Genomic DNA, 23299 nt, shown 5'->3' with positions numbered 1-23299 from the left:
TTTGGTGTGGCGGTCGGTCGTGCCGCTGGCCCTGGTCAGCGCGCTGCGCCGCGGACCTGGTCGGCTCGCTGGTCCTCGGCGTGGCGGGCCGGTCGTGCCGCTGGACCTGGTCGGCTCGCCGGTCCTCGGCCTCTCTGGTGCGACGGTCCGTCGCGCCGCTGAACCCGGCCGGCTCGCCGACACCGGTGGCATGACCTGCGGCGACCAGCTCGCTCGCCGCCACCCGGTTCCGACGCCTGGAGGACGCTCCGTCCACAGCCCTGACCAGTTCCGTCGGTTGTCCACAGAAGCCGGTTTCGGCACCCGGCTCGGTCGGTGTGGCGGCCTAGCGTCGCAGGCATGCGATCGTTCCGTTCCCGCTCCGTCGACGACCACACGGCGGCGCTCGCCCGAGCCCGGGTGGCGCACGTCGCTGGTCGACCCTGGGCGCACGGGACCGCCTTCGCCGACGGCGCCGCACCGCCGCCGACCCTGGCTGACGATGCCGCCCTACCGCCGCCTGCCCTGGCGGACGACGGCACCAAACCACCGCCTGCCCTGGCCGACGACGACGCGGGGCCGGCGCTCTGGGCGGAGCCGGACGACGCACCTCCGCTCGGCGCACGTCCTGCCGCTCGACGGCACCCGGCGCCGCACTCCCGCTCAGCCGTCCCGTTCCGGCAGGTGGGGCAACCCACCGACTCGGCGTCAGCGACGACCACGGCCGCCGATCCGGTGCCGCCGTGGGCCCGGCCGGCCAGCGCGTCCCGGCGAGCGGCAGCACCCAGCGACGCGGATCCTCAGCCCGAACACGAGCTCGAACACACAGGCGACCCACCGCCGCCCGCCGAGGCCACGTCGCCGGCCCGGTTCTGGCGGCTGGGGCTGGAACGCATCCAGCTCGCCGTCATCGTGCTCGTGGTGCTCATCGGGGCGATCGGCGCCGCCGTGCTGTTCCTGCTGGCCCGGCCCGAGGTTGTGCCGATCGAGCCTGAACTGGTCGCCACCGGCACCGCCCAGACCGCCGCCAGCGACCCGCCCACCAACGCGCCAACCACCGGCGACCCGCCCGCCGTGAACCCAGACGATCCGCCGGCTACCGGCGGGCCGATCGTCATCCACGTCGCCGGCCTCGTCGCCCGCCCAGGCGTCGTCGAGCTGCCATCCGGCTCCCGGGTCGTCGACGCCATCGAGGCGGCCGGCGGCGCCACGCCCGATGCCGACCTGACGCCGATCAACCTCGCCCGCGTCCTCACCGACGGCGAACAGGTCCTCGTCACCGCCGATCCGCCGCCGGCCGCACCGCCGGTCCCGCCCGGCGGCAGTGCGGCCGCGCCGACGACGCAAGCGCCGGTCAACCTCAACACCGCGACGGCCGCCGAACTCGAAGCCCTGCCCGGCATCGGCCCGGCCCTGGCCGGCCGCATCCTCGACTGGCGCGAGCAGAACGGCCGGTTCACCAGCATCGACGAGCTGCGCGAGGTCTCCGGCATCGGCGAGCAGCGCTTCGCACAACTCGAACCGCTGGTGACGCTATGAACCGCGCGCCGATCCCCCGCCCAGCCGCACCCGCCCCCGAGCAGGCCACCACGCGCCCCGTCACGCCCGGCCCGGCCGCGACGCCCACCGAGCCTGGCCTGGACGCGACGCCCGCCGAGCCTGGCCTGGACGCGACGCCCGCCGAGCCCGGCCCGGCGCCCGGCACGGCCGCCGCCGACGCGCTGGACCTGCGTCTCGTGCCCGCCGCACTCGGCCTCTGGCTCGGCGCGCTGGCCGGCGTCCTGGTGCCGTGGCGCACCGGCCTCGCGGGCTGCGTATTCGCCGTCGTCATGGTCACGGTCGTCCTGCTCGGCGCCCGTCCGCGAGCCGCCCACGCGTCGCCGGACGGCCCAGGTCCCGCCGGCCGGCTGAAACCCGCCGGCCGCCGCGCTCTCATCGCCGCGACGCTGTGCCTGGTCGCCGGGTTCGCCGTCGGCGCGGCCCGGGCAGCACCAGTCTGGGACGGACCGGTCACGACGTTCGCGGCGGCGGGCGCACACGTCGAGCTGGACGCAGTCGTCGCGCGCGATCCGGTCGTGCGGCGCGGCGGCCCGGCCGGTGAGGAAGCCGCCGCCACCGAATACGTCGTCGGCCGCCTGCGGGTCGACCACGTCGTCGGCCGCGGCCGGGCGCACGACGTCTCGGTGCCGGTGCTGCTGGTCAGCGGCGACGTCGCCTGGGCCGACCTGCTGCCGGGCCAGCGTGTCAGCGTCGCCGGACGACTCGAGCCCACCGACCGTCCGCGCGACGACGTCGCCGCCGTGTTCCGCCCGTACGCCGGGCCCGACGAGCGCGCGACCGGCCCGCCGAGCGTCGCCAGCCGCGCGACCGAGCCGTTCCGGGCCGGCCTGCGCCAGGCCGTCAGCGGGGTGCCGCCCGATCCGCGTGGCCTGGTGCCGGGCCTGGTCATCGGCGACGAGTCGCTGCTCTCCGACGATCTGCGCGAAGCCATGACGATCGCCGGGCTCACGCACCTGACCGCGGTGTCCGGGACGAACGTCGCGATCGTGCTGGTGGTCGCGCTCGGGCTGGCGCGCTGGCTGCGCGTGCGCGGCTACGCGTTGCCGGTGGTCGGCGTGGTCTGCGTCGTCGGGTTCGTGCTGCTCGCGCGGCCCGAGCCGAGCGTCCTGCGGGCCGCTGCGATGGGTCTGGTCGCCGTGGTCGGGTTGACGGTGGCCGGGCGGCGGCGCGGCCTGCCGACGCTGGCCGCCGCGGTCATCGTGCTGGTGCTGCTCGATCCGTGGCTGGCTCGCAGCGCCGGGTTCGCGTTGTCCGTGCTGGCGACGGCCGGGATCCTGCTGCTGGTGCCTGCGTGGACACAGTCGTTGGCGTGGCTGCCGCGGCCGCTGGCGGTCGCCGTCGCCGTGCCGCTGGCCGCGCAGGTCGCCTGCACGCCGATCGTGCTCGGGCTGTCGGGTCAGCTCAGCCTGGCAGCGGTTCCGGCCAACCTGCTCGCCGCCCCGGCCGTGGCGCCGGCGACGGTGCTGGGCGCGGCCGCCGCGGTCGTGAGCCCGGTCCTGCCGCCGGTCGCGACGGGGTGCGCGTGGCTGGCCGCGCTGCCGGCCTGGTGGATCGCCGCCGTCGCGAGGTGGTTCGCCGACCAACCCGGCGCCGTCGTCCCCTGGCCGCCGGGCACGGGCGGCGTGGTCGCGGGCGTCGTGCTGGCGGTGACCGGCCTCATCGCGCTGCCGGTCTTGCTGCGCCGTCCGCTGATCACCGCGGCGGCCGCGGCGGTGCTGGCGGTCGGCCTGCTGAAGGCGGTCCCGACGCCGGGCTGGCCACCGCCCGGATGGCTGGTGGTCGCCTGCGACGTGGGCCAGGGCGACGCGCTCGTGCTGCGGGCCGGCGACCGATCCGCCGTCGTCGTCGACACCGGGCCCGAGCCGCGGCTGGTGCGGCGCTGCCTCGACGGCCTCGGCGTGCGGCAGGTGCCGGTGCTCGTCCTCACCCACTTCCACGCCGATCACGTCGGCGGTCTCGACGGCGTCCTGACCGGCCGCGACGTGGACCGGGTGCTCGTCTCGCCGCTCGGCGACCCGCCCGAGTCGGCCGACGGCGTGCGGCGACGGCTCGCTGCCGCGGGCGTGCCGGCGTCGGTGCCGCGGGTCGGCGACCTCATCCAGGTGGGGGAGCGGCTCCGGCTGGACGTGCTGGGGCCGGGCCGGCTGGTCGAGTCGTCGGAGTCCGAGTCCAACAACGCCAGCATCGTCGTCGAGGCGGATGTCGACGGCGTCAGCGTGCTGTTGACCGGCGACATCGAGCCGTCGGCGCAACGATCCCTGCTGCGGTCCGCACCGGGACTCGACGCCGACGTGCTCAAGGTCGCTCACCACGGGTCGCCGCACCAGGACGCCGGCCTGCTCGCAGGCGTCGACGCGAGGGTCGCGCTGATCAGCGTGGGCGACAACACCTACGGCCACCCGTCGCCGCGAGTGCTCGGCGCGCTACGGGCGAGCGGCGTCCGGGTCTACCGCACGGACGAGCACGGCAGCGTCGCCGTCGTCCGCACCGGCGACGGCGGGCTCGGCGTGGTCACCGGCGGGCCGCGAGCGGCGACAGCGCCGCGGCGTTCGCTCCGCAGGCGTGTGCGGCCGCCCGGCCGGCTGCGACACCTGGCCGACGCACCGGGTTGTCCGGTGCGGGGCGCAGGCCGTGTGGTGCGCACACCGGACGACCCCGTGCGGGCGCCGGGACGTTGTCGGCGGGACGTGACATGCTGTGTGGCGACATGGCTGCGCTATCGACCGACCCCCTCGTCCCGGTCACGCTCGTCTTCGGTCCGGAGGCGTTGCTGGCTGAACGCGCCGCGGGCGCTGTCGTGCGGGCAGCGCGCGCCGCCGATGCCGACGCCGACGTGTCGCAGGTGTCCGGCTCCGAGCTGACCCCCGGGGCCCTCGCCGAGCACGTCAGCCCGTCGCTGTTCGCCACGAGCCGGGTGCTGCTGGTCAACGACGTCCAGGACGTCAGTGAACAGGTCGGCGACCTGCTGGTGGGTTACGTGACCTCGCCCATCGAGGGCATCTACGTGGTGCTGCTGCATCCCGGTGGGGTCAAGGGCAAGAAGCTGCTCACGGCGTTGCGCAAGGCCGGCATCCACGAGGTCCCGGCCGAGCGGCTGACCCGCCCCGACGACCAGGTCTCGTTCGTGCGGGCCGAGGTCCGCCGGCAGGGCGGCCGCATCGACGAGGTGGCCGCGCGGCAGCTGGTCGAGGCTGTCGGCGCCGACCTGCGCGGGCTGGCCTCGGCGGCCGGCCAACTGGCGGTCGACGCGCCGGACGGGCAGGTCACGGGTCAGGTGGTCGCGATGTACTTCGAGGGCCGCGCCGAAGTGAAGGGCTGGGTCGTCGCCGACCGCGCCGTCGAGGGCAAGACCGGCGAGGCGGTCGAGCAGTTGCGCTGGGCGCTCGAGACCGGAACCGACCCGGTGCTGGTCACGGGTGCTCTGGCGACTTCGCTGCGGTCCCTGGCCCGGCTGGCCGGCGCGCCGCGCGGCATGCGCGACGCCGACGTCGCTCGTGACCTGGGCATTCCGCCGTGGAAGATCCGGGTGCTGCGTGGCCAGCTGCGGGGCTGGACGCCGACCGGTCTGGCCCGCGCCATCCGCGCCGTCGCCGACGCCGACCTCGCGGTCAAGGGCGGTGGCAACGATGCGACGCTCGCGCTCACGACCGCACTGGTCGCCATCGGGACCGCTCGCGCCGCCTGAGCTCGGCACCTGGCGCGGGTACCGCCGAACGGTCGATCGAACGCCGCGCTCAACGGTGCCGACGCAGCGCCAGCCCGACGCCTGGCGTGTGTCGGCGTGTGGCCGCGGGGTGCCTGGCGAGTGTGGGCGGGTGGTCGTGGGGTGCCTGGCGGGTGTCGGCGGGTGGTCGTGGGGTGCCTGGCGGGTGTCGGCGGGTGGTCGCGGGGTGCCGGGCGGGTGTCGGCGGGTGGTCGCCGGGCGCCTGCCGAGCGTCGGCGACGTGGGTGAGAGGAGCCTGGCGGCACTGGCGCGCCGGTAGATCTGGGCGAGCGGGACGGCAGTCGTGCAAGCTGCACCGGGCCGCATGCAACGCCGTCAGCTCAGTCGGCGTGGACCAGGCGAGCGGCGTGCGGGCATGACAACGGTGCCGCCCACCGGATGTGGAGGGCGACGCCGTCGTCGAGCCGAAAAGGGCTCGGCCTCAGAGCGAGGCGGCCCGCTTCGAGATCGAGGACTTGCGGTTGGCCGCCTGGTTCTTGTGGATGACGCCCTTGGAGGCGGCCTTGTCGAGCTGCCGGTTGGCGGCGCGAGCGGCCTCGGTGGCCTTCTCGGTCTCGCCGGCGTCGGCGGCCTCGTGGAACCTGCGGATGGCCGTCTTCAGCGACGACTTCACGGCCTTGTTGCGCAGCCGCGCCTTCTCGTTGGTGAGAATCCGCTTCTTCTGGGACTTGATGTTCGCCACGAACTGATGCCTTTGGTCGGTTCGGATAGGTCGTGAGGGCGTCGGCCTCGTCCGGGACACGCGCCGGTGGGGAACCGTCGCGGCGGCAAGGAGTTGGCCGGGCGCGTCAACGACCTGGGCCGACGCGCAGCCGCTAACAATACCAGCGCGGCGGCTCACCAGCCAATTCGGCCCCGCCCCGGTCGTCGGCGCCGTACGGCCGGCAGGGGGAGCGGCTCAACTCCAGCCGTACCGGTCGCGCAGCGCGCCGATAACCAGGTCGAACTGGTCGCGGCCGAGCGCCGCCGCCTCGCGCCGCATGCCGTCGGGGTGAACGCGCAGGACGCGGCTGATATCGACCCAGGACGGACGGTGCTCGCCGTCCCAGCGGCCGGAACCGACGCCGACCCAGTCGCGCTCGCCGTCGTGGTTCTTGCTGGTCAGCTGGACGGCGAGCAGCGTGCCGCCGGGCTCGCGCGCGACGACGAGGACGGGACGGTCCTTGCCGCGGCCGTCGTTCTCCTCGTACGGGACCCAGGTCCAGACGATCTCGCCGGGATCGGGGTCGCCGTCGGTGCTCGGGTTGTACGACGTGTGGACCTCGCCGACGGAGTGCGCCTCCGTGGTCGCGTTCCGGCCGAACTGGCCCGGCGACTCCTCGCCCTGGTCGCCGTCATCGCGGCCCGGCGTCTGACGATCGGCGGGACGAGCCGATGGCCGGGCCCGGCGGTCGCCGTTGCGGTCGGACCGTCGCTTCGGCGGGGTCAGCAGGGTGCGCACGAGGTCGCGGAGGAGTCGGGCCACGTCGGCACTGTAGCGCCGCGACCCGCCGCCGGCCTGCCGTTCGCTGACGACCGCGTGGGGACGGCCGTGCGAGGACGACCGTGCGGGTGCGCCCGTTCGGCAGGCCGGCGGCTCCGGCGCCGACGACCGAACCGTTCAGCTGTCGCCGGTGCGGCCCGGCCCGCTGGGCGGGGGTGGCCTGCTGGACGGGGGTGGCCTGCTGGACGGGGGTGGCCTGCTGGATGGGGGCGGCGCGCCGGACGGGGCGGCCCGCTGGACGGGGGTGGCTCGGCGGGCGGGGGTCGCCGGGTGGGATCAACTCGGCGGACGGGGCAGGTCGTCGCCCGGCGGGGACGGCGGGCGGCCGCGGCGGGGGAGCGGACCGGCGTCCTTCGGCTCGCGCCCGGCGGCCCGCAGCGCGTTCCGCAGCACCAGTTCGACCTGCGCGTTGACGCTGCGGAACTCGTCCTGCGCCCAGCGGGTCAGCGCCTCGTGGACGGCGGGGTCGAGGCGCAGCAGGATGGCGTGCCGCTCGCGCCGCCGCGCCGGGCGGGCGCCGTCGGGCTCGGGATCGGCCACCGCGATCAGGTGTAGAGGCTGCCGCTGCCGCCCGCCGCGCCGTCGGCGCCGCCCTGGACGGGCGCGTCGATGCCGGCGGTGTCGCGTGCCGCCGAGCCGACGCTCCCACCGTCGCCCCCAGCACCGCCGCCGCCGCTGCCGGCGGCGCCGTCGGCGGGGCGGCGCGAGGGCCGCCGCGAGGGGTCGTCCGGTGGAGCGGTGGGGGTCTCGGTCATGCGTCCTCCAGGTGTCACGGCCGAGTCCGGCCAACCAGATAGCTAAGTGATATCACTTTTCTGGCGCACCCGCATGGCCGACCATGGGATGATGTGTGGTGCGCCCTGCACACCGCGCCCCGTCCCGAACGACTACCCCGAAGCCCCGAGGAAACTGCGTGCCAGTCAGCGAGAACGCGCCGGTGCCGTCGGCGACCCCGCCGGAGCTGATCCGGAACTTCTGCATCATCGCCCACATCGACCACGGCAAGTCGACGCTGGCGGACCGGATGCTGCAGTTGACGGGCGTCGTCGACGAGCGGTCCATGCGCGCGCAGTACCTCGACCGCATGGACATCGAGCGCGAGCGGGGCATCACCATCAAGAGCCAGGCGGTCCGGCTGCCGTTCACATCGCAGGGCAGCGGGACGACGTACGCGCTCAACCTCATCGACACCCCAGGGCACGTCGACTTCTCCTACGAGGTCAGCCGCAGCCTGGCCGCGTGCGAGGGCGCGGTGCTGCTGGTCGACGCCGCGCAGGGCATCGAGGCGCAGACGCTGGCGAACCTGTACATGGCGCTGGAGAACGACCTCACGATCATCCCGGTGCTCAACAAGATCGACCTGCCGGCGGCGCAGCCGGAGAAGTACGCCGCGGAGCTGGCCCACCTCATCGGCGGCGACCCCGACGACGTCCTGCGGGTGAGCGGCAAGACCGGCGAGGGCGTGCTCGACCTCCTCGAGCGGGTCGTGACCGAGGTGCCGCCCCCGGAGGGCGACCCCGACGCCCCCGCCCGCGCGATGATCTTCGACAGCGTCTACGACACCTACCGCGGTGTCGTCACGTACGTCCGTGTCGTCGACGGGAAGCTGACGCCGCGCGAGCGCATCCTCATGCTGTCGACGAAGGCCACCCACGAGCTGCTCGAGATCGGCGTCATCTCGCCGGAGATGACGCCCGGCGGCGGGCTCGGCGTCGGCGAGGTCGGCTACCTCATCACCGGCGTGAAGGACGTCCGCCAGTCGAAGGTCGGCGACACCGTCACCGTCGCCGGGAAGCCGGCGAGCACCGCGCTGGCCGGCTACCGCGACCCCAAGCCGATGGTGTTCTCCGGCCTCTACCCGGTGGACGGGTCTGACTACCCGGACCTGCGCGAGGCGCTCGACAAGCTCAAGCTCAACGACGCCGCGCTGGTGTACGAGCCGGAGACGTCGGCGGCGCTGGGCTTCGGCTTCCGCTGCGGCTTCCTCGGCCTGCTGCACCTCGAGATCGTCCGCGAACGGCTCGAGCGCGAGTTCGGCCTCGACCTCATCTCGACCGCGCCGAACGTCGTCTACCAGGTCACCATGGAAGACGGCGCCGAGCACATCGTCACGAACCCGAGCGAGTTCCCGTCCGGCAAGATCGCGTCGGTGCGCGAGCCGGTGGTGCGGGCCACGCTGCTGGCGCCGAGCGAGTTCGTCGGCACCATCATGGAGCTGTGCCAGGCCCGCCGCGGCACGCTGCTCGGCATGGACTACCTGTCCGAGGACCGCGTCGAGCTGCGCTACACCATCCCGCTGGCCGAGATCGTGTTCGACTTCTTCGACGCGCTCAAGTCGCGCACCCGCGGCTACGCCAGCCTCGACTACGAGCCCACCGGCGACCAGGAGGCCGACCTCGTCAAGGTCGACATCCTGCTGCACGGCGACCCCGTCGACGCGTTCAGCGCCATCGTCCACAAGGACAAGGCGTACGCGTACGGCGTCGCCATGGCGGGCAAGCTCAAGGAGCTCATCCCGCGGCAGCAGTTCGAGGTGCCCATCCAGGCCGCCATCGGCGCGCGCGTCATCGCCCGCGAGAACATCCGCGCCATCCGCAAGGACGTCCTGGCCAAGTGCTACGGCGGCGACATCACGCGGAAGCGGAAGCTGCTGGAGAAGCAGAAGGAAGGCAAGAAGCGCATGAAGATGGTCGGCCGGGTCGAGGTGCCGCAGGAGGCGTTCATCGCGGCACTCTCGTCCGACGGCGGCGGCTCCTCGAACTAGCGCGACTGCAGCGCGTCGAGGGCGACGGCCATCGCGGCGGCCAGGCGCCAGTCGAGCCGGGTGCCGTCAGGCAGGACGGGCAACCGGACGTCGTAGACGTCGCGCAGCGCCCGGCGGCGGTCCGAGGACATGACCAGCGTGCCATCGGCCGTGCGGAAGTCGAAGTGGAACCGCCACGGGCTGGGGACGTCCTCGAGCAGGAGGTTCCAGACGCGGCGGACGATCGCGACGCGCCCGCTGCGCTCGGTGCCGGTCGCCTCGAGGCCGAGCACCGGGTAGCCCAGCAGCCAGGTCGACCGGGTCAACGACCTGCGGAACTCCTTCTTGAACCAGCCGATCTGCTGGCCGTCGGCATCGGTGACGTCGTGGCCCGCGTTGACGTCGAACGTCGAGCGCGCCTTGAACGTGAACACCGGAACGGTCCGCTCCTCGTCGGCGTAGAACGTGACCTGCTCCTTGAAGGCGAGGCGCTTCTGCTGCGCGAACGCGATGAGCGGGCCCTCGCCACCGTGGTCGTCGACGGCGTGAACGGCGTAGCGGTTCACCATCGCGGTGAGCTTCTGCCGCACGTGCAGCCGCTCGACCGACGTCGGATCGGGGAACGCGGCGGGACCACTCAGCTCGGCCATACTGCCAGCGTCGGTCATCGGCGCCGGCGCCACCACCGCCGAAAGTCGACCCCTGGCCGTCTTTGGTCGCTAGCTGTGATGTCCAGGCAGGTTGTGCGATCGGTTTCGGCGAGCCGTAGATGGGTGAAGGCCTCCCGGATGTGGAGTGGAGCTGTCTAGGACCCACTTCCACGAGGGAGGCCTTCATGGCTCACGCTAACGCGGCACTGACCCCGAAGCATCGGCTCCGGCTGGCGCGGCTGATCGTCGATGACGGTTGGCCGCCGTCGCGGGCGGCGGAGTTCTTCCACGTGTCCTGGCGCACGGCCGACAAGTGGGCCCGCCGGTACCGTGCCGAAGGCGTGGCAGGGATGGTCGACCGGTCCTCGGCCCGTCATACGCAGCCTGCCAGGACCAGCGAGCCGCTTAAGCGCAAGATCGTGCATCTGCGGTGGAAACAGCGACTCGGGCCGGTCCCGATCGCAGCGAAGCTCGCTATGCCGGCCTCGACCGTGCACGCGGTCTTGGTCCGCTGTCGGCTCAACAGGCTGACTCACATCGACCGGGTCATCGGCGAGCCCGCCCGCCGCTACGAACGCGAACGACCAGGTGAGCTGATCCACGTCGACGTCACCAAGTTCGGCAACATCCCCGACGGCGGGGGCTGGCGATTCGTCGGCGTCGAGCAAGGCAGCCGCAACCGCAACGCCACCCGCGACCGAACCGGGGTAAAGAGCCGCGGCTACTACCCAAAGGTCGGCACCTGCTTCGTCCACACCGTCATCGACGACTACTCCCGCATCGCCTACGCCGAGATCCACGACGACGAGAAGGCCGTCACCGCGGCCGGCGTGCTCCACCGGGCCGTGGCCTGGTTCGCCGGACGAGGCGTCACGGTCGAACGCGTCCTGTCCGACAACGGCCCGGCCTACATCTCCCGCCTGTGGCGCGACAGCTGCACCGACCTCCAGATCAAGCACAAGCGGACCCGGCCCCGACGCCCCCAGACCAACGGCAAGATCGAACGCTTCCACCGAACCCTGGCCGATGGCTGGGCCTACAAGAAGCTCTACCGCTCAGAGCACGCCCGCCGCTCAGCACTGGCAGGATGGCTACACCAGTACAACCACCACCGACCCCACTCAGCCCTCGGTGGCCTTCCACCCGTCAGCCGGTTGGACAACCTGGCTGGACATCACAGCTAGCCGACGGCCGGCGCCGGCGGGAAGCCGAGGTGCGCGAGCGCCTGCCGCAGCACGATGCCGTGCCCGCCGAGCATCTCCTTCTGGACGGCGTCGTCGGCGGCGTCCTGCGGTGACAGCCAGATGAGGTCGAGCGCGTCCTGACGGGGCGCGCAGTCGCCGGTGACGGGGATGACGAACGCCAGCGCGACGGCGTGCTGACGGGGGTCGTGGTACGGCGTGACGCCCGGCGTCGGCAGGTACTCGGCGACGGTGAACGGCGCCGGCGACACCGGGATGCGCGGCAGCGCCAGCGGGCCGAGGTCCTTCTCGATGTGCCGCACCAGCGCGTCGCGGATGCGCTCGTGGAACAGCACGCGTCCGGCCACGACCTCGCGCCGGATCTCGCCCTCCGGCGTCGAGCGCAGCAGCAGGCCGACCGCCGTCGCGACACCGGAGTCGTCGACCCGTACGGGAACCGCGTTGACGTAGAGGATCGGGAGCCGACGGCGCGCGGTGGCGAGCTCGTCGGGGGTGAGCCAGTTCTCGTGGGAGTCGACGGCGGTCTGGTTCATGGGACTGTTCTACACAGTCTTGGTGACGACGCGCCGACGACCACGCGAGATGTGACCGACGACCGGTTCCGTCGCGGGCGGTCAGCTCCGGTTGAGGAACCCGATCACCGTCGCCGTCCACCACGCCAGCTGCGACGTCGTCGCCATCAGCAGGCCGGCCCGCAACAGCCGCCGCGACGGGTTCGTGCGGGCGGCCAGCCGCCGGCTGACCGCCAGCGCCAGCACGCCGACCACGCCCGCCACCCCCACCATCGCGACCTTGACCAGCGTGATCGTCGACGCGTAGTCGGGCGAGAGCAGCATCCCGGACAGCATCAGACCGCCCAGCCCGAGCCAGATCGGCACCGCCAGCGCGGCCGCCGTCGTCACCACCTCGCGCAGCGTCCCCCGGCCCAGCTGCCAGCGCAGCCCGAACCAGTCGACCGCCAGCACGCTGCCCAGGCCCAGCACCACGCAGGCCAGGTGCACGAACTGCGCGACGGAGTGCACGACCGGCGGCGGCTGCACCAGCGCGCTGCCGAGCACGACGCCGGCCAGCACGATCAGCGTCGAGAACACCAGCGCTAGCTCGGCCCGGGTGACGATCGGCTCGCGTGGCGGCCGCGCCACGCCGGCCGAGCCCGCCGGAACGGCCGGGGCCGCCGGAACGGCCGGGGCCGCCGGAACGGCCGGGCCCGCCCGCACAGCCGGGGCCGCCGGACCGGCGACCGCGGGCAGCGTCAGCGCCGCGCCGTCACTCGCAGGCCGGCGCCGCAGCCAGGAGCGCATGCGCGTCGTTGTAGGCGCCGATGTTCACCGGCGCCGCCTCCCAGGAGGCGACCCAGAGGTCCTGGGCGGCGGCCGCGGTCATCTCGCCGTCGGCGTGCGCGGCCATCGCGTTGAGGTGGTTGGCCCAGTCCTGCAGCCCGGCGGTCGAGGCGGCGACGGCGGTCGTCATCGCGGCCTCGCGCTCCAGGCAGGCGGCGGCCTGGTCGGCGACCTCGGGCAGCGCGCCCTCCAGCGAGCCGAGGTCGTCGCAACCGGGCAGCGCGTCGTACGCCTCCAGGGCGGCCGTCGCCTGGGCGACGTCGTCGGGGCCGGCGAGGCGGGTGCGCTTCCAGATGGCGCGCATCTCCTCCTGGACGACGGTGCCGGCGAGCATGTCCGTCCGCGCCTGCACGTGCTCGCCCCAGTGCCCGATGCCGACACCCGCGCTCTCGACGTAGGCCTGGCCGGCGGCCATCCGCTCGACGCACGCGCTGACGGCCTCGCGGCCGATCTGGGCGACCTCGAACGAGCCGGGTGTCTCGCCGCGCGACGCCTCGCCGGCCGCGTCGGTCCGGGAACCATCGGCCGCCGCGGCGGAGTCATTGCCGCTGTCGCCGCCGGTGAGCGCATTCACGCCGGCCCAGCCGAGCAGTGGCAGGCCGATCACGAGCAGAGCCGCGATGACGAGCCCGGCCGATCCGCGACGTTCGCGCTTTCGTTGCCTCGGCACAAGTGCCCCCCTTCAATCCCCGGGCATTTTTCCATATCAACGTGATCAAATACATAGTCAGTCTTATCGACGGAGAATACGGACATATCGATCTTGTGAGCTGGGGATTCTCTGGTCGAGCCGGTCCGGTGCCAGAGGTTTTCCCGCCCGCCCGCGGTAGGCGCGTCCCATTGCCGCAATCCGTGAATGGCGTCGTGACGAATCGTGAAGATGTGGCGAAAGTGGGCGCCGGAATTCACCGGCTGGACACGTCGGCGTCGCCTCGGGGCTGATCACGGCCGACAGAGTGACGGCCGTGCGCATCCTTCAGGCCGCCAATTTCGTCGCGCCGCACTCCGGCGGGATCCGCACGATGATGCGGCATCTCGCCGACGGGTACGCCGCCGCCGGGCACGAGGTCGTGGCGGTGGTGCCGGGGGAGCGCAACGCGACGCGCGCCACGTCGTACGGACGCGTCATCGAGATCGCCGCGCCGACCATCCCGGCCACCGGCGGCTACCGGATGATCACCCGGTGGCGCATCGTCGAGGACCTCCTCGCCGTCATCGCGCCGGACCGCGTCGAGGTGTCCGACCGCATGACGCTGGCCCGCATCGGACCGTGGGCCGCGCGCCGCGACGTGCCGTCGGCGGTGTTCTCGCACGAGCGCCTGGACGCGCTGCTGCAGTTCCACCTCGGCCGGGCGCTGCCGACCAAGCAGCTCGCCGACCGCTGGAACCGCAAGCTGGCGGCGTCGTTCGGCACCGTCGTCTGCACCACCCGGTGGGCCGCCGAGGAGTTCGTCCGGCTGGGCGTCGGCAACCTCGCGCACGTGCCGCTGGGCATCGACCTGGAGACGTTCCACCCGCGACGGTGCGACCCGCGGCTGCGCGCCGAACTGGCCCGCGGCGCCGACGTGCTGATCGTCACCGCCGTGCGGCTGTCGCCGGAGAAGCGCCCCGACCTGCTCGTCCCCATGGTCGACGAGCTGGTGAGCCGGGGCGCGAGCGTCCGGATGGTCGTGTGCGGCGACGGCTCGGTCCGCGACATGGTGGCCGAGCAGGCCGAGGGCCGGCCCGTCACGATGGCCGGGTTCGTCGCCGACCGCTCACACCTGGCCGCGGTGCTGGCCAGCGCCGACGTCGTCGTGGCGCCCGGGCCGTACGAGACGTTCGGGCTGGCCGCGCTGGAGGCGATGGCCAGCGGCACCCCGGTGGTCGCCAGCGACCGCGGCGCGCTGCCGGAGCTGGTGACGGGCGGGTCCGGGCGGACCGCTCCGTCCGACCCCGCGGCGATGGCGGAGGCGGTCCTGGAGGTGGTCGCGGACGGCCTCGCGGCGAGGCGGGCGGCGCGCCGCCGAGCCCAGGATTTCTCCTGGTCGGATACGGTTGAGGGGATGCTCGCGGTACACGGATTGGAAACCCGTGCACCGCACAGACTGTCGCTGGAAGCTACCAGGTCGTAACCTTCCTCCACCTGGCCGTTTCCGGCCGGTCCCGTCAAGGGCGATTGGGAGGAATGACGCATGAGCCTCGGCACCACTGACCAGGCAGATCTCGTCGCGGTGCGGCCGGCCTCGGTCGGCAGGATGTTCCTGGATCGGGTCGAGGCCACCCCGAGCCGCGAGGCCTACCGCTACCCCAGCGGCTCCGGCTGGTCGTCGCTGACCTGGGACGAGACCAAGGACCGCGTCTGGGCGTTCGCCGCGGGCCTGCTCGACCTCGGCGTCGAGCACGAGCAGCGGGTGGCCATCGCCGCCACCACGCGCATCGAGTGGATCCTCGCCGACCTCGCCATCAACGTCATCGGGGCCGCCACCACCACCGTCTACCCGACCACCACGCCCGAGGACGTCGCGTACATCCTCAGCGACTCCGAGACCCGCGTCGTGTTCGCCGAGAACGCCGAGCAGGTCGCCAAGGTGCTCGAGCAGCGCGCCGAGCTGCCGCAGCTCACCCGCATCGTGGTCTTCGACGACGACGGCGTCGACTCCCACGACGGCCTCGTCATCACCCTCGCCGAGCTCGACGAGCGCGGCCGCGCCCTGCTGGCCGAGCGGCCCGACGCCGTCGACGTCGCGCTCGAGGCCGTCGGACCCGAGACGCTGGCCACCCTCATCTACACCTCCGGCACCACCGGACGGCCCAAGGGCGTCCGGTTGGTCAACGACAACTGGGTGTACGAGGGCGTCGCGGTCGACGCCCACAAGATCCTCTCCGTCGACGACGTCCAGTACCTCTGGCTGCCGCTGTCGCACTCGTTCGGCAAGACGCTCGAGGCCATCCAGCTGCGCATCGGCTTCGCCACCGCCGTCGACGGCAACCTCGACAACATCGTCGAGAACCTCGGCGTCGTGAAGCCGACGTTCATGGCCGGTGCGCCGCGCATCTTCGAGAAGGTGCGCTCCCGGGTCATCACCGGCGTCGACAACGAGGGCGGCCCGAAGGCGAAGATCTTCGCCTGGGCGTTCGGCGTCGGCGCCAAGGTGTCGAAGCTGCGCCAGAACGGCCAAGAGCCCACCGGCCTGCTGAAGTTCCAGTACGGCCTCGCCGACAAGCTGGTCTTCAGCAAGATCAAGGCCCGGCTGGGCGGCAACATCCGGTTCTTCGTCAGCGGCGCGGCCGCGCTCTCCCGCGACGTCGCCGAGTGGTTCCACGCGGCCGGCATGCTCATCCTCGAGGGCTACGGCCTCACCGAGACCAGCGCCGCCTGCTTCGTCAACGTGCCCTGGGACTGCCGCTTCGGCACCGTCGGGCCGCCGCTGCCGGGCACCGAGGTGAAGATCGCCGACGACGGCGAGATCCTGGTCCGCGGCCCGGTCGTCATGCGCGGCTACCACAAGCTGCCCGACGTCACCGCCGAGGTGCTCGACTCCGACGGCTGGTTCCACACCGGCGACATCGGCGAGCTGGCCGACGGCTACCTGCGGGTCACCGACCGCAAGAAGGACCTCATCAAGACCTCCGGCGGCAAGTACGTCGCGCCGCAGAAGATCGAGATCATCTTCAAGGCGGTCAGCCCGCACTCCAGCCAGATCGTCGTCCACGGCGACACCCGCAACTACTGCGTCGCGCTCATCACCCTCGACCCCGAGGCCATCGCCGACTGGGCCGAGCACCACGACCTCGGCGGTCGCTCGTACGAGGAGCTGACCGCGGCGCCCGAGGTGCGTGCGCTGATCCAGGGCCAGATCGACGAGCTCAACGCCCGGCTGGAGCGCTGGGAGACGATCAAGAAGTTCGAGATCCTGCCGGCCGACCTCAGCATCGAGGGCGGCGACATCACGCCCAGCCTCAAGGTGAAGCGCAAGGCGGTCGAGAAGCGGTACATGGCCGTCCTCGACAGCATGTACGACTGACGGTTTCGCCTCCGGGCCGCCGGGCGGGGACAATGGGTCGTGCCCTCCACCCTGCCCGACGGCTCGCCCGCGCCCGCTGACGGCTCGCTGCCGCCGTCCGCGCTGGCCGGCGTCGGCGCCCGGCCGTTCGGCGTGTACCTGCACGTCCCGTTCTGTACCACGCGCTGCGGCTACTGCGACTTCAACACCTACACGGCCTCCGAGCTGGGGGTCGCGCCCGGCGCGTCCCGGACGTCGTGGGCCGACGGCGCCATCGCGGAGCTGCGGCTGGCCCGGCAGGTGCTCGGCGACGCCGACGTGCCGGTATCGACGGTGTTCGTGGGCGGGGGCACGCCGACGCTGCTGCCACCGTCCGATCTCGGCCGCGTGCTGCGGTTCCTCGGCGACGAGTTCGGGCTGGCGCCCGGCGCCGAGGTGACCACGGAGGCCAACCCCGAGTCCGTCGACGCGCGGTCGCTGGCCGGGCTGCGGGCGGCCGGCTTCACCCGGGTGTCCGTCGGCATGCAGAGCGCGCGGCCGCACGTGCTCGCCGTCCTCGACCGCGTGCACACGCCCGGCCGCCCGGCGCAGGTCGTGGCCGAGGCCCGCGCTGCCGGGTTCGAGCACGTCAGCGTCGACCTCATCTACGGCACGCCCGGCGAGACCGCCGACGACTGGCGGGCCAGCGTGTCGGCCGCCGTCGACGCCGGGCCCGACCACGTCAGCGCCTACGCGCTCATCGTCGAGCCGGGCACGCGGCTGGCCGCCCGCATGTCGCGGGGCGAGCTGCCGTTCCCTGACGACGACGACCAGGCCGACAAGTACCTGCTGGCCGACTCCCTGCTGTCGGCGGCCGGGTTCTCCTGGTACGAGCTGTCCAACTGGTCGACGTCGGCGGCGGGGCGCTGCCGGCACAACGAGCTGTACTGGACCGGCGCCGACTGGTGGGGCGCCGGTCCGGGCGCGCACAGCCACGTCGGCGGCACCCGCTGGTGGAACGTCAAGCACCCGGCCGCATGGGCGGCCCGGCTGGCGGCCGGTGAGAGCCCGGCGCACGCCCGCGAGGTCCTCGACGCCGAGACCCGGCGGGTCGAGCGGGTGCTGCTGGAGGTCCGGCTGTCCTCCGGCCTCGACCTCTCCGTCCTCGACGACGCCGGCCGGTCCGCCGCGGCCAAGATCGTGGCGGACGGCCTCGGCGAGCCCGACGCCCTCGCCGCCGGCCGGCTGGTCCTCACCCGCCGCGGCCGCCTGCTCGCCGACGCCGTCGTCCGCGACCTCCTCCCCTAGAACAGCCGAGCGAGGGGCGAACGACCGGCCGAGCTCCCACCGGCCGAGGCGGGGAGCGAGGGAGCGAGCGACGGACCCGAGCGACCACCCGGGCCGAGGGGCCTGGGGATGCCGTCAGGGGTAGGCGCGGGCGTCCGAGCGAGGAACGAGCGAGGCGGGCGGGGACGGCATCCCCGGGCCCCTCGGCCTCAAGCCGGCCCGGGGTCGGTCACGAAGTCGATCAGCTCCTCGACCCGGCCGAGGAAGGACGGCTCGAGGTCGGTGTACGTCGTGACCTTGCCGAGGATGTGCGCCCACGCCTCCCACGTCTCGCCGCGCCAGCCCAGCCGCCGCAGCACGCCCTCCTTCCAGGGCTCGCCCTTGGGCACGTCCGGCCACGCCTTCAGGCCGAGCACGGCCGGGCGGACCGCCTGCCACACGTCGATGTACGGGTGGCCGACGATGAGGACGGCGTCCGCGTGCGGGCCGCCGCGGACGGTGTCGGCGAGGCGGGTCTCCTTGCTGCCGGCGACCAGGTGGTCGAGCATGACGCCGAGGCGCCGGCCGGGGCCGGGCTGGAACTCCGCGACGACGGCGGCGAGGTCGTCGGCGCCGCCCAGCTCCTCGACGACGACGCCCTCGACCCGCAGGTCGTGGCCCCACACCTTCTCGACCAGCTCGGCGTCGTGCTTGCCCTCGACGTAGATGCGGCTGGCCCGCGCGGTGCGTGCCTTGTGGTCCAGCACGGCGACCGAGCCGGACGCGGACACCATGCGGCCGCTCTTCGCCGGCGCCGTGGGGCGGACCAGCTCGACCGGCTTGCCGTCGATCCAGAACCCGGGCCCGAGCGGGAACGCGCGCCGCTTGCCGTGGCGGTCCTCCAGGATCACGCCGTGCTTGTCGACCTCGACGACGGCGCCGACGTACCCCGTCTGCACGTCCTCGACGACCAGCCCCGGCACGGCGGCCTCCTGGGTGCTGACCGGGCGCTTCGGGTGCGGCGAGTTCGTGAGGACGTCGCGGCCGTAGCGGTCGTTGTAGGAGCTCACGTCCGGTGACGCTAGCCGCTCGACGGGCGCGGGGGCGGCAGCGACACGAATCGGACATGGCAGGGGCCCCGTCGCCGGACGACGGGGCCCCAGTCTCGTGCGGGCGTGGCTGCCCTGGGTCAGTGGATCATGACCGGGGCGGCCTCGCCCTCGCCGTCGAGCTCGTCGAAGGCGGCCTGCTCGGTGTCGGGCGTCGCGTTCACGAAGAAGAACGCGATGGCCGCCGACACGACCAGGATGCCCACGGCCCACCAGATGGCGGTGGTGTAGCCGTTGACCATGCCCTGCAACTGCACCAGCTCGGGCGGCGTGCTGCCGCCGATGTGGGCGCCGATGTAGGACGTGGTGGCGCTGGCGGCGATGGTGTTCAGCAGCGCCGTGCCGATGGCGCCGCCGACCTGCTGCGACGTGTTGATCATCGCCGAGGCGATACCGGAGTCGCGCGGCTCGACGCCGAACGTCGCCAGGCTCATGGCCGGCATGAACGTGGTGCCCAGGCCGAGACCGAGCAGGATCTGCGCCGGCAACAGCAGGGCCACATACGAGCTGTCGACGTTCATCTGGGTCAGCAGCAGCATGCCGACCGCGGCGACCAGCAGACCCGGCGTCATCAGGTACCGCGCCGGCACGCGGGTCATCAGCCGCGCGCCCAGCTGGGTCGAGCCGATGACCATGCCCGCCACCATGGGCAGGAACGCGACGCCGGAGCGGATGGGGCTGTACCCCTTGACGATCTGCAGGTAGTACGTCAGGAACAGGAACAGGCCGAACATCGCGATGACGGCCAGGCCGAGCGCGAGGTAGACCCCGCCGCGGTTGCGCTCGAGCACGACGCGCAGCGGCAGCAGCGGCTCCTTCACCTTGCGCTCCACCAGCACGAACGCGACCAGCAGGAGACCCGTCAGCACGAACATGGAGACGGTGCCGGTGTCGCTCCAGCCCTCGGTCTCGGCGCGGGTGAAGCCGTAGACCAGCGCGACCAGGCCGAGCGTGCCCAGCAGGGTGCCCGGGAGATCGAGCGGCGCGCGGTTGCGGGTGCCGTCGGGCTCGTGCACCGAGGTGACGGCGCCGACGAACGCGATGGCGGCGATCGGGATGTTGACGAAGAACACCCAGCGCCAGTCGAGGTACTCGGTGAGGATGCCGCCGAGGATCAGGCCGAGCGCCGCGCCGCCACCGGCGATGGCGCCGAAGATGCCGAACGCCTTGGCCCGCTCCTTGCCGTCGGTGAACATGACGGCCAGCAGCGACAGCGCGGCCGGGGCCAGCAGCGCGCCGAACACGCCCTGCAACGCGCGGGAGGCGAACATCAGGGCCTCGTTGACCGCGGCGCCGCCCAGGGCCGACGCGGCCGCGAAGCCGATGAGGCCGGTCAGGAAGGTGTTCTTGCGGCCCCACATGTCGGCGATGCGGCCGCCGAGCAGGAGGAGGCTGCCGAACGCCAGCGCGTAGGCCGTGATGACCCACTGCCGGTTGGCGTCGGAGATGCCGAGGTCGGCCTGCGCCGACGGCAGCGCGATGTTCACGATGGTGGCGTCGAGCACCACCATCAGCTGAGCGAGGGCGATGAACGCCAGCGCCCGCCACCGCCTGGGATCAGGCAGCTGTGTTTCAGGCATGACGAAGTCCAATCAAGGGTCACGGGTGTTGCAGTCAGGTGTCGTAGTCAGGACGAGTGGACCGGGGGTGATGGGACGCGATCAGGTCCGGTCGGGCTCGAAGTCCTCGAAGGTGGCCGCGGCGCCGCACAGTTCCGAGCGGGCGGGCGCGCGGAAGCCGTCGAGGAAGAGTTGGAGGTGGCGATGCATGAAGCGTTCGACGTGAGCACACGCGGTGCCGGCGATGGGCCGGGTCAGCTGGGTGATCGCGACCATGAGATCACCGATGCCGACGTCGGGTCGTAGCTGACCGGCCTCGCGAGCGTTGTCCATCAGCTCGGTGACGACCGCTTCCAGCCGGACCCTGGCGTCGACCACGAGTGGGTCGTTCTTGTCGAAGCCTTCGTACAGCAGCGAGCACAGCGCTCCGACCCGCTCGTCGGCCGCGCGGTGGACGAACCGCCGCAGCGCCTCGAACGCGTCGGTCTCCTCGGCGAGCGCCGACTCGGCCTGCTCGGTGATGCGAGCCAGCGAGTACGACGCGACGACGTGGATGAGCTCGTGCCGGTCGGCGAAGTGCCGGTACAGCGTGGCGTTGCCCACGCCCGCGCGGTGTGCGATGGCGTCGAGCGGCACGGCCGGCCCATGCTCGACGAACGCCTCGCGCGCCGCGGCGATGATGCGCTCACGGTTACGGGTGGCGTCGACGCGTGCCGGCTGTGCCCTGCGCTCGGCTGTCGCCATGCCGCCCATGATTCCCCCTTCGAGTCGAACGGCGAAACGGAGATCTTTTCCCCGTTTCCTGAACCGGGGAGTGCGTCCCCGGTTGTGCTTGACGTGTTCTCAAACGGGGAACGCCTCCCCGGATATTTCCCGTGTTGGATGTGACCTGCGTCACATCGCCCGATGGCGTCTTCGCCGGGGTGGTTCCGGCGCGGACGACGAGCGGATGTCCAGCACATTCGCACCATACGTGGCGGCACTGACAAGGTCGGGGCGACGGCATCCGGGGTGGGCTCGGCGGGGGTTCGTCGCGTTGAGGGCTCGTCGCGTTGGCCGCCGTGCTGCCGTTCGCCGTTTGGCGGCAGTTGGCCGTCCCCCTGCTGCCCATTTTCTTAGCCGCGCACGCGCGCCTCAAGCGGACTCTTCGGCGCTTCGCGCGGCGATGACTGCTTGACCCGCGCGCACGCGGCCTAAGAACGGGCAGCTATCAGGGGGACGGGGGAAGTGCGGGCACAGCCCGCCGGGTGCACCGTTCGCCAGCCGCCAGCCGCCAGCCGCCAGCTGCCAGCCGCCAGCCGCTGACTGTCTGGTGCCCGGTGCGCCGTGGCCGGGTGGTGTAGGCGGCGGTTGCCCGTCATCGATAGCGGGCGTTGCGTTCTGGGCGCTGGTGCGGGCCGATCGCGTGGTTCTGGCTATCGAAGTCGGCCCGACGCTGTGGGGGTGCGGGCCACGGCGGACCGGGCGACGGCCGCCGCCGGTCCTTCCCCGTCTCCTGATAGGTGCCCGGCCTAAGAATGGGCATCAGGGGGACGGCCAACAGCCGCACAGCGGCGCACTGGAGCAGAGCGGCGAACGATCCTCGGCCCCCTGGCCTGCGAGGAAAGACGGAAGCGACCGGGACAACGTAGAATTGGCACTTGCCAGGGTCGAGTGCCAATTCCGCTGCGGGAGGTGTGCCCGGTTGTCCGTCGATGACCGCAAGCTCGACGTCCTCAGGGCGATCGTCGAGGACTACGTCGCCACGCAGGAGCCGGTCGGGTCGAAGGCGTTGGTCGACCGGCACCATCTGGGGGTGTCGCCGGCGACCATCCGCAACGACATGGCGGCGCTCGAGGAGGAGGGCTACATCGCCCAGCCCCACACGAGCGCCGGCCGGGTGCCCACCGACAAGGGGTACCGGCTGTTCGTCGACCGCCTGTCGAACGTGAAGCCGCTGTCGGCGCCGGAGAAGCGGGCCATCCAGACGTTCCTCGACGGCGCGGTCGACCTCGACGACGTCGTGTCGCGGACGGTGCGGCTGCTGGCGCAGCTGACCCGCCAGGCGGCGGTCGTGCAGTACCCGTCGCTGAGCCGGTCGCTGGTGCGCCACGTCGAGCTGGTCATGCTGGCGCCGGCGCGGGTGCTGGTGGTCGTCATCACCGACACCGGCCGGGTCGAGCAGCGCATCGTCGACCTCCCGTCCGACGCCGACGACGCGTTGGTGGGGGAGCTGCGGGCCCGCATCAACGCGCTCGCCGTGGGCCAGGATTTCGCGGCCGTGGAGGCGCGGGTGACCGATCTCACGGAGCGGTTCGGCCCCGAGGACCGCGCGGCGGTCGCGGCGGTCACCGGCACGCTGCTCACGACGCTGATCGAGCGGCACGAGGAGCGGGTCGCGGTGGCCGGGACGGGCAACCTCGCCCGCTATGGCCAGGAGTTCGACCGCGAGCTCGAGCCGCTGCTGTCGGCGCTCGAGGAGCACGTCGTGCTGCTGCGGCTGCTCGGCGAGGCCACCAGCCCCACCCCGGTCCGGGTCCGCATCGGCAGCGAGAACGCGCAGACCGGGCTCTCGGCCACGTCCGTCGTCACCTCCGGCTACGGGCCGGGCGAACTGGCCCTGGCTAGCATGGGGGTGGTCGGCCCGACCCGCATGGACTACCCCGGAACCATCGCGGCCGTCGGCGCCGTCGCTCGATACGTCAGCAAGATTCTCGCGGCTCACTAGGGAAGACACAGG

General features: G+C 72.8%; 20 protein-coding genes. 9 read left to right on the top strand and 11 right to left on the bottom strand.

Features of this window, described 5'->3' with window-relative positions:
* The first annotated feature begins 339 nt into the window (after positions 1 to 339).
* Genes BLU82_RS19655 through holA form a run of 3 tightly spaced genes read left to right on the top strand, consistent with a single transcriptional unit; the run spans position 340 to position 5224 of the window.
* Positions 340 to 1518, top strand: a complete 1179-nt coding sequence (locus BLU82_RS19655; protein ID WP_092622792.1) for a helix-hairpin-helix domain-containing protein — start codon at positions 340 to 342, stop codon at positions 1516 to 1518.
* The gene (locus tag BLU82_RS35735) at positions 1515 to 4400 is read left to right on the top strand and encodes a DNA internalization-related competence protein ComEC/Rec2 (protein ID WP_092622791.1); all 2886 of its coding nucleotides are present in this window, start codon (positions 1515 to 1517) and stop codon (positions 4398 to 4400) included. The genes BLU82_RS19655 and BLU82_RS35735 overlap by 4 nt, the downstream gene beginning before the upstream one ends.
* Positions 4337 to 5224, top strand: a complete 888-nt coding sequence (gene holA / locus BLU82_RS19645; RefSeq protein ID WP_370246188.1) for a DNA polymerase III subunit delta — start codon at positions 4337 to 4339, stop codon at positions 5222 to 5224. The genes BLU82_RS35735 and holA overlap by 64 nt, the downstream gene beginning before the upstream one ends.
* Positions 5225 to 5684: 460 nt before the next feature.
* Here holA and rpsT read toward each other — a convergent pair whose 3' ends face one another.
* The 4 genes from rpsT to BLU82_RS34780 all read right to left on the bottom strand — a co-directional run bounded on the left by rpsT (position 5685) and on the right by BLU82_RS34780 (position 7501).
* Entirely contained in the window at positions 5685 to 5945 is a 261-nt protein-coding gene (gene rpsT / locus BLU82_RS19640) for a 30S ribosomal protein S20 (protein WP_069113733.1), read from the bottom strand.
* Positions 5946 to 6161: 216 nt separating this feature from the next.
* Positions 6162 to 6728 carry a type II toxin-antitoxin system PemK/MazF family toxin gene (locus tag BLU82_RS19635; RefSeq protein ID WP_231947538.1) on the bottom strand — a complete coding sequence of 189 codons (567 nt, stop codon included), beginning with the start codon at positions 6726 to 6728 and terminating at the stop codon, positions 6162 to 6164.
* A 294-nt stretch (positions 6729 to 7022) separates the two neighbouring features.
* On the bottom strand, positions 7023 to 7286 hold the full coding sequence (locus BLU82_RS19630; RefSeq protein WP_197682337.1) for a hypothetical protein: 264 nt from the start codon (positions 7284 to 7286) through the stop codon (positions 7023 to 7025).
* Between the two features lie 5 nt (positions 7287 to 7291).
* On the bottom strand, positions 7292 to 7501 hold the full coding sequence (locus BLU82_RS34780) for a hypothetical protein (RefSeq protein WP_172885493.1): 210 nt from the start codon (positions 7499 to 7501) through the stop codon (positions 7292 to 7294).
* A 158-nt stretch (positions 7502 to 7659) separates the two neighbouring features.
* Here BLU82_RS34780 and lepA point away from each other — a divergent pair, with 158 nt between their 5' ends.
* Positions 7660 to 9510: a translation elongation factor 4 gene (lepA, locus tag BLU82_RS19625; protein ID WP_092622789.1), complete on the top strand. Its 1851-nt coding sequence runs from the start codon at positions 7660 to 7662 to the stop codon at positions 9508 to 9510.
* Here the strand turns inward: lepA and BLU82_RS19620 are convergent.
* Positions 9507 to 10139 (bottom strand): hypothetical protein, encoded by a 633-nt coding sequence (locus BLU82_RS19620; RefSeq protein WP_092622788.1) that lies wholly within the window; start codon positions 10137 to 10139, stop codon positions 9507 to 9509. The two genes, lepA and BLU82_RS19620, sit on opposite strands and share 4 nt — an antisense overlap.
* 185 nt (positions 10140 to 10324) lie before the next feature.
* Between BLU82_RS19620 and BLU82_RS19615 the strand changes: the two genes are divergently transcribed.
* Positions 10325 to 11323: an IS481 family transposase gene (locus tag BLU82_RS19615; RefSeq protein ID WP_092622787.1), complete on the top strand. Its 999-nt coding sequence runs from the start codon at positions 10325 to 10327 to the stop codon at positions 11321 to 11323.
* Here BLU82_RS19615 and BLU82_RS19610 read toward each other — a convergent pair.
* The 3 genes from BLU82_RS19610 to BLU82_RS19600 form a co-directional block, all read right to left on the bottom strand.
* Positions 11320 to 11874, bottom strand: a complete 555-nt coding sequence (locus BLU82_RS19610) for an NUDIX hydrolase family protein (RefSeq protein ID WP_092622786.1) — start codon at positions 11872 to 11874, stop codon at positions 11320 to 11322. The two genes, BLU82_RS19615 and BLU82_RS19610, sit on opposite strands and share 4 nt — an antisense overlap.
* Before the next feature lie 81 nt (positions 11875 to 11955).
* Positions 11956 to 12642: a hypothetical protein gene (locus BLU82_RS19605; RefSeq protein ID WP_092622785.1), complete on the bottom strand. Its 687-nt coding sequence runs from the start codon at positions 12640 to 12642 to the stop codon at positions 11956 to 11958.
* Positions 12608 to 13351: a hypothetical protein gene (locus BLU82_RS19600; RefSeq protein WP_157741138.1), complete on the bottom strand. Its 744-nt coding sequence runs from the start codon at positions 13349 to 13351 to the stop codon at positions 12608 to 12610. The genes BLU82_RS19605 and BLU82_RS19600 overlap by 35 nt, the downstream gene beginning before the upstream one ends.
* Positions 13352 to 13646: 295 nt before the next feature.
* Between BLU82_RS19600 and BLU82_RS19595 the strand changes: the two genes are divergently transcribed.
* Genes BLU82_RS19595 through hemW form a run of 3 tightly spaced genes read left to right on the top strand, consistent with a single transcriptional unit; the run spans position 13647 to position 17954 of the window.
* Positions 13647 to 14795, top strand: coding sequence for a glycosyltransferase (locus BLU82_RS19595; protein ID WP_197682336.1), 1149 nt, complete (start codon positions 13647 to 13649; stop codon positions 14793 to 14795).
* Between the two features lie 60 nt (positions 14796 to 14855).
* On the top strand, positions 14856 to 16688 hold the full coding sequence (locus tag BLU82_RS19590; RefSeq protein WP_092622783.1) for a long-chain fatty acid--CoA ligase: 1833 nt from the start codon (positions 14856 to 14858) through the stop codon (positions 16686 to 16688).
* Between the two features lie 39 nt (positions 16689 to 16727).
* The gene (gene hemW, locus BLU82_RS19585; protein WP_092622782.1) at positions 16728 to 17954 is read left to right on the top strand and encodes a radical SAM family heme chaperone HemW; all 1227 of its coding nucleotides are present in this window, start codon (positions 16728 to 16730) and stop codon (positions 17952 to 17954) included.
* Between the two features lie 188 nt (positions 17955 to 18142).
* Here the strand turns inward: hemW and BLU82_RS19580 are convergent, their stop codons facing one another.
* The 3 genes from BLU82_RS19580 to BLU82_RS19570 form a co-directional block, all read right to left on the bottom strand.
* On the bottom strand, positions 18143 to 18982 hold the full coding sequence (locus BLU82_RS19580; protein ID WP_092622781.1) for a DUF3097 domain-containing protein: 840 nt from the start codon (positions 18980 to 18982) through the stop codon (positions 18143 to 18145).
* A gap of 119 nt (positions 18983 to 19101) precedes the next feature.
* Positions 19102 to 20601 carry an MFS transporter gene (locus BLU82_RS19575; RefSeq protein ID WP_092626038.1) on the bottom strand — a complete coding sequence of 500 codons (1500 nt, stop codon included), beginning with the start codon at positions 20599 to 20601 and terminating at the stop codon, positions 19102 to 19104.
* Between the two features lie 81 nt (positions 20602 to 20682).
* Complete coding sequence (locus tag BLU82_RS19570) at positions 20683 to 21333, bottom strand: TetR/AcrR family transcriptional regulator (RefSeq protein ID WP_092622780.1); 651 nt, start codon at positions 21331 to 21333, stop codon at positions 20683 to 20685.
* A 931-nt stretch (positions 21334 to 22264) separates the two neighbouring features.
* Between BLU82_RS19570 and hrcA the strand changes: the two genes are divergently transcribed.
* Complete coding sequence (hrcA, locus tag BLU82_RS19565) at positions 22265 to 23287, top strand: heat-inducible transcriptional repressor HrcA (RefSeq protein ID WP_092622779.1); 1023 nt, start codon at positions 22265 to 22267, stop codon at positions 23285 to 23287.
* Positions 23288 to 23299: the final 12 nt, after the last annotated feature.

It is taken from the genome of Jiangella sp. DSM 45060, assembly GCF_900105175.1.
Taxonomy (GTDB): domain Bacteria; phylum Actinomycetota; class Actinomycetes; order Jiangellales; family Jiangellaceae; genus Jiangella.
The sequence above is the reverse complement of the archived record's forward strand: the minus strand, read 5'-3'. Positions and strand labels throughout refer to the sequence as shown.

Bases quoted from the DNA above. Each gene is read 5' to 3' on its own strand.
- BLU82_RS19655 (WP_092622792.1), top strand. From the start codon at position 340: ATGCGATCGTTCCGTTCCCGCTCCGTCGACGACCACACGGCGGCGCTC.
- BLU82_RS35735 (WP_092622791.1), top strand. From the start codon at position 1,515: ATGAACCGCGCGCCGATCCCCCGCCCAGCCGCACCCGCCCCCGAGCAG.
- BLU82_RS34780 (WP_172885493.1), bottom strand. From the start codon at position 7,501: ATGACCGAGACCCCCACCGCTCCACCGGACGACCCCTCGCGGCGGCCC.
- BLU82_RS19620 (WP_092622788.1), bottom strand. From the start codon at position 10,139: ATGGCCGAGCTGAGTGGTCCCGCCGCGTTCCCCGATCCGACGTCGGTC.
- BLU82_RS19615 (WP_092622787.1), top strand. From the start codon at position 10,325: ATGGCTCACGCTAACGCGGCACTGACCCCGAAGCATCGGCTCCGGCTG.
- BLU82_RS19610 (WP_092622786.1), bottom strand. From the start codon at position 11,874: ATGAACCAGACCGCCGTCGACTCCCACGAGAACTGGCTCACCCCCGAC.
- BLU82_RS19605 (WP_092622785.1), bottom strand. From the start codon at position 12,642: ATGCGCTCCTGGCTGCGGCGCCGGCCTGCGAGTGACGGCGCGGCGCTG.
- BLU82_RS19590 (WP_092622783.1), top strand. From the start codon at position 14,856: ATGAGCCTCGGCACCACTGACCAGGCAGATCTCGTCGCGGTGCGGCCG.
- BLU82_RS19575 (WP_092626038.1), bottom strand. From the start codon at position 20,601: ATGCCTGAAACACAGCTGCCTGATCCCAGGCGGTGGCGGGCGCTGGCG.
- BLU82_RS19570 (WP_092622780.1), bottom strand. From the start codon at position 21,333: ATGGGCGGCATGGCGACAGCCGAGCGCAGGGCACAGCCGGCACGCGTC.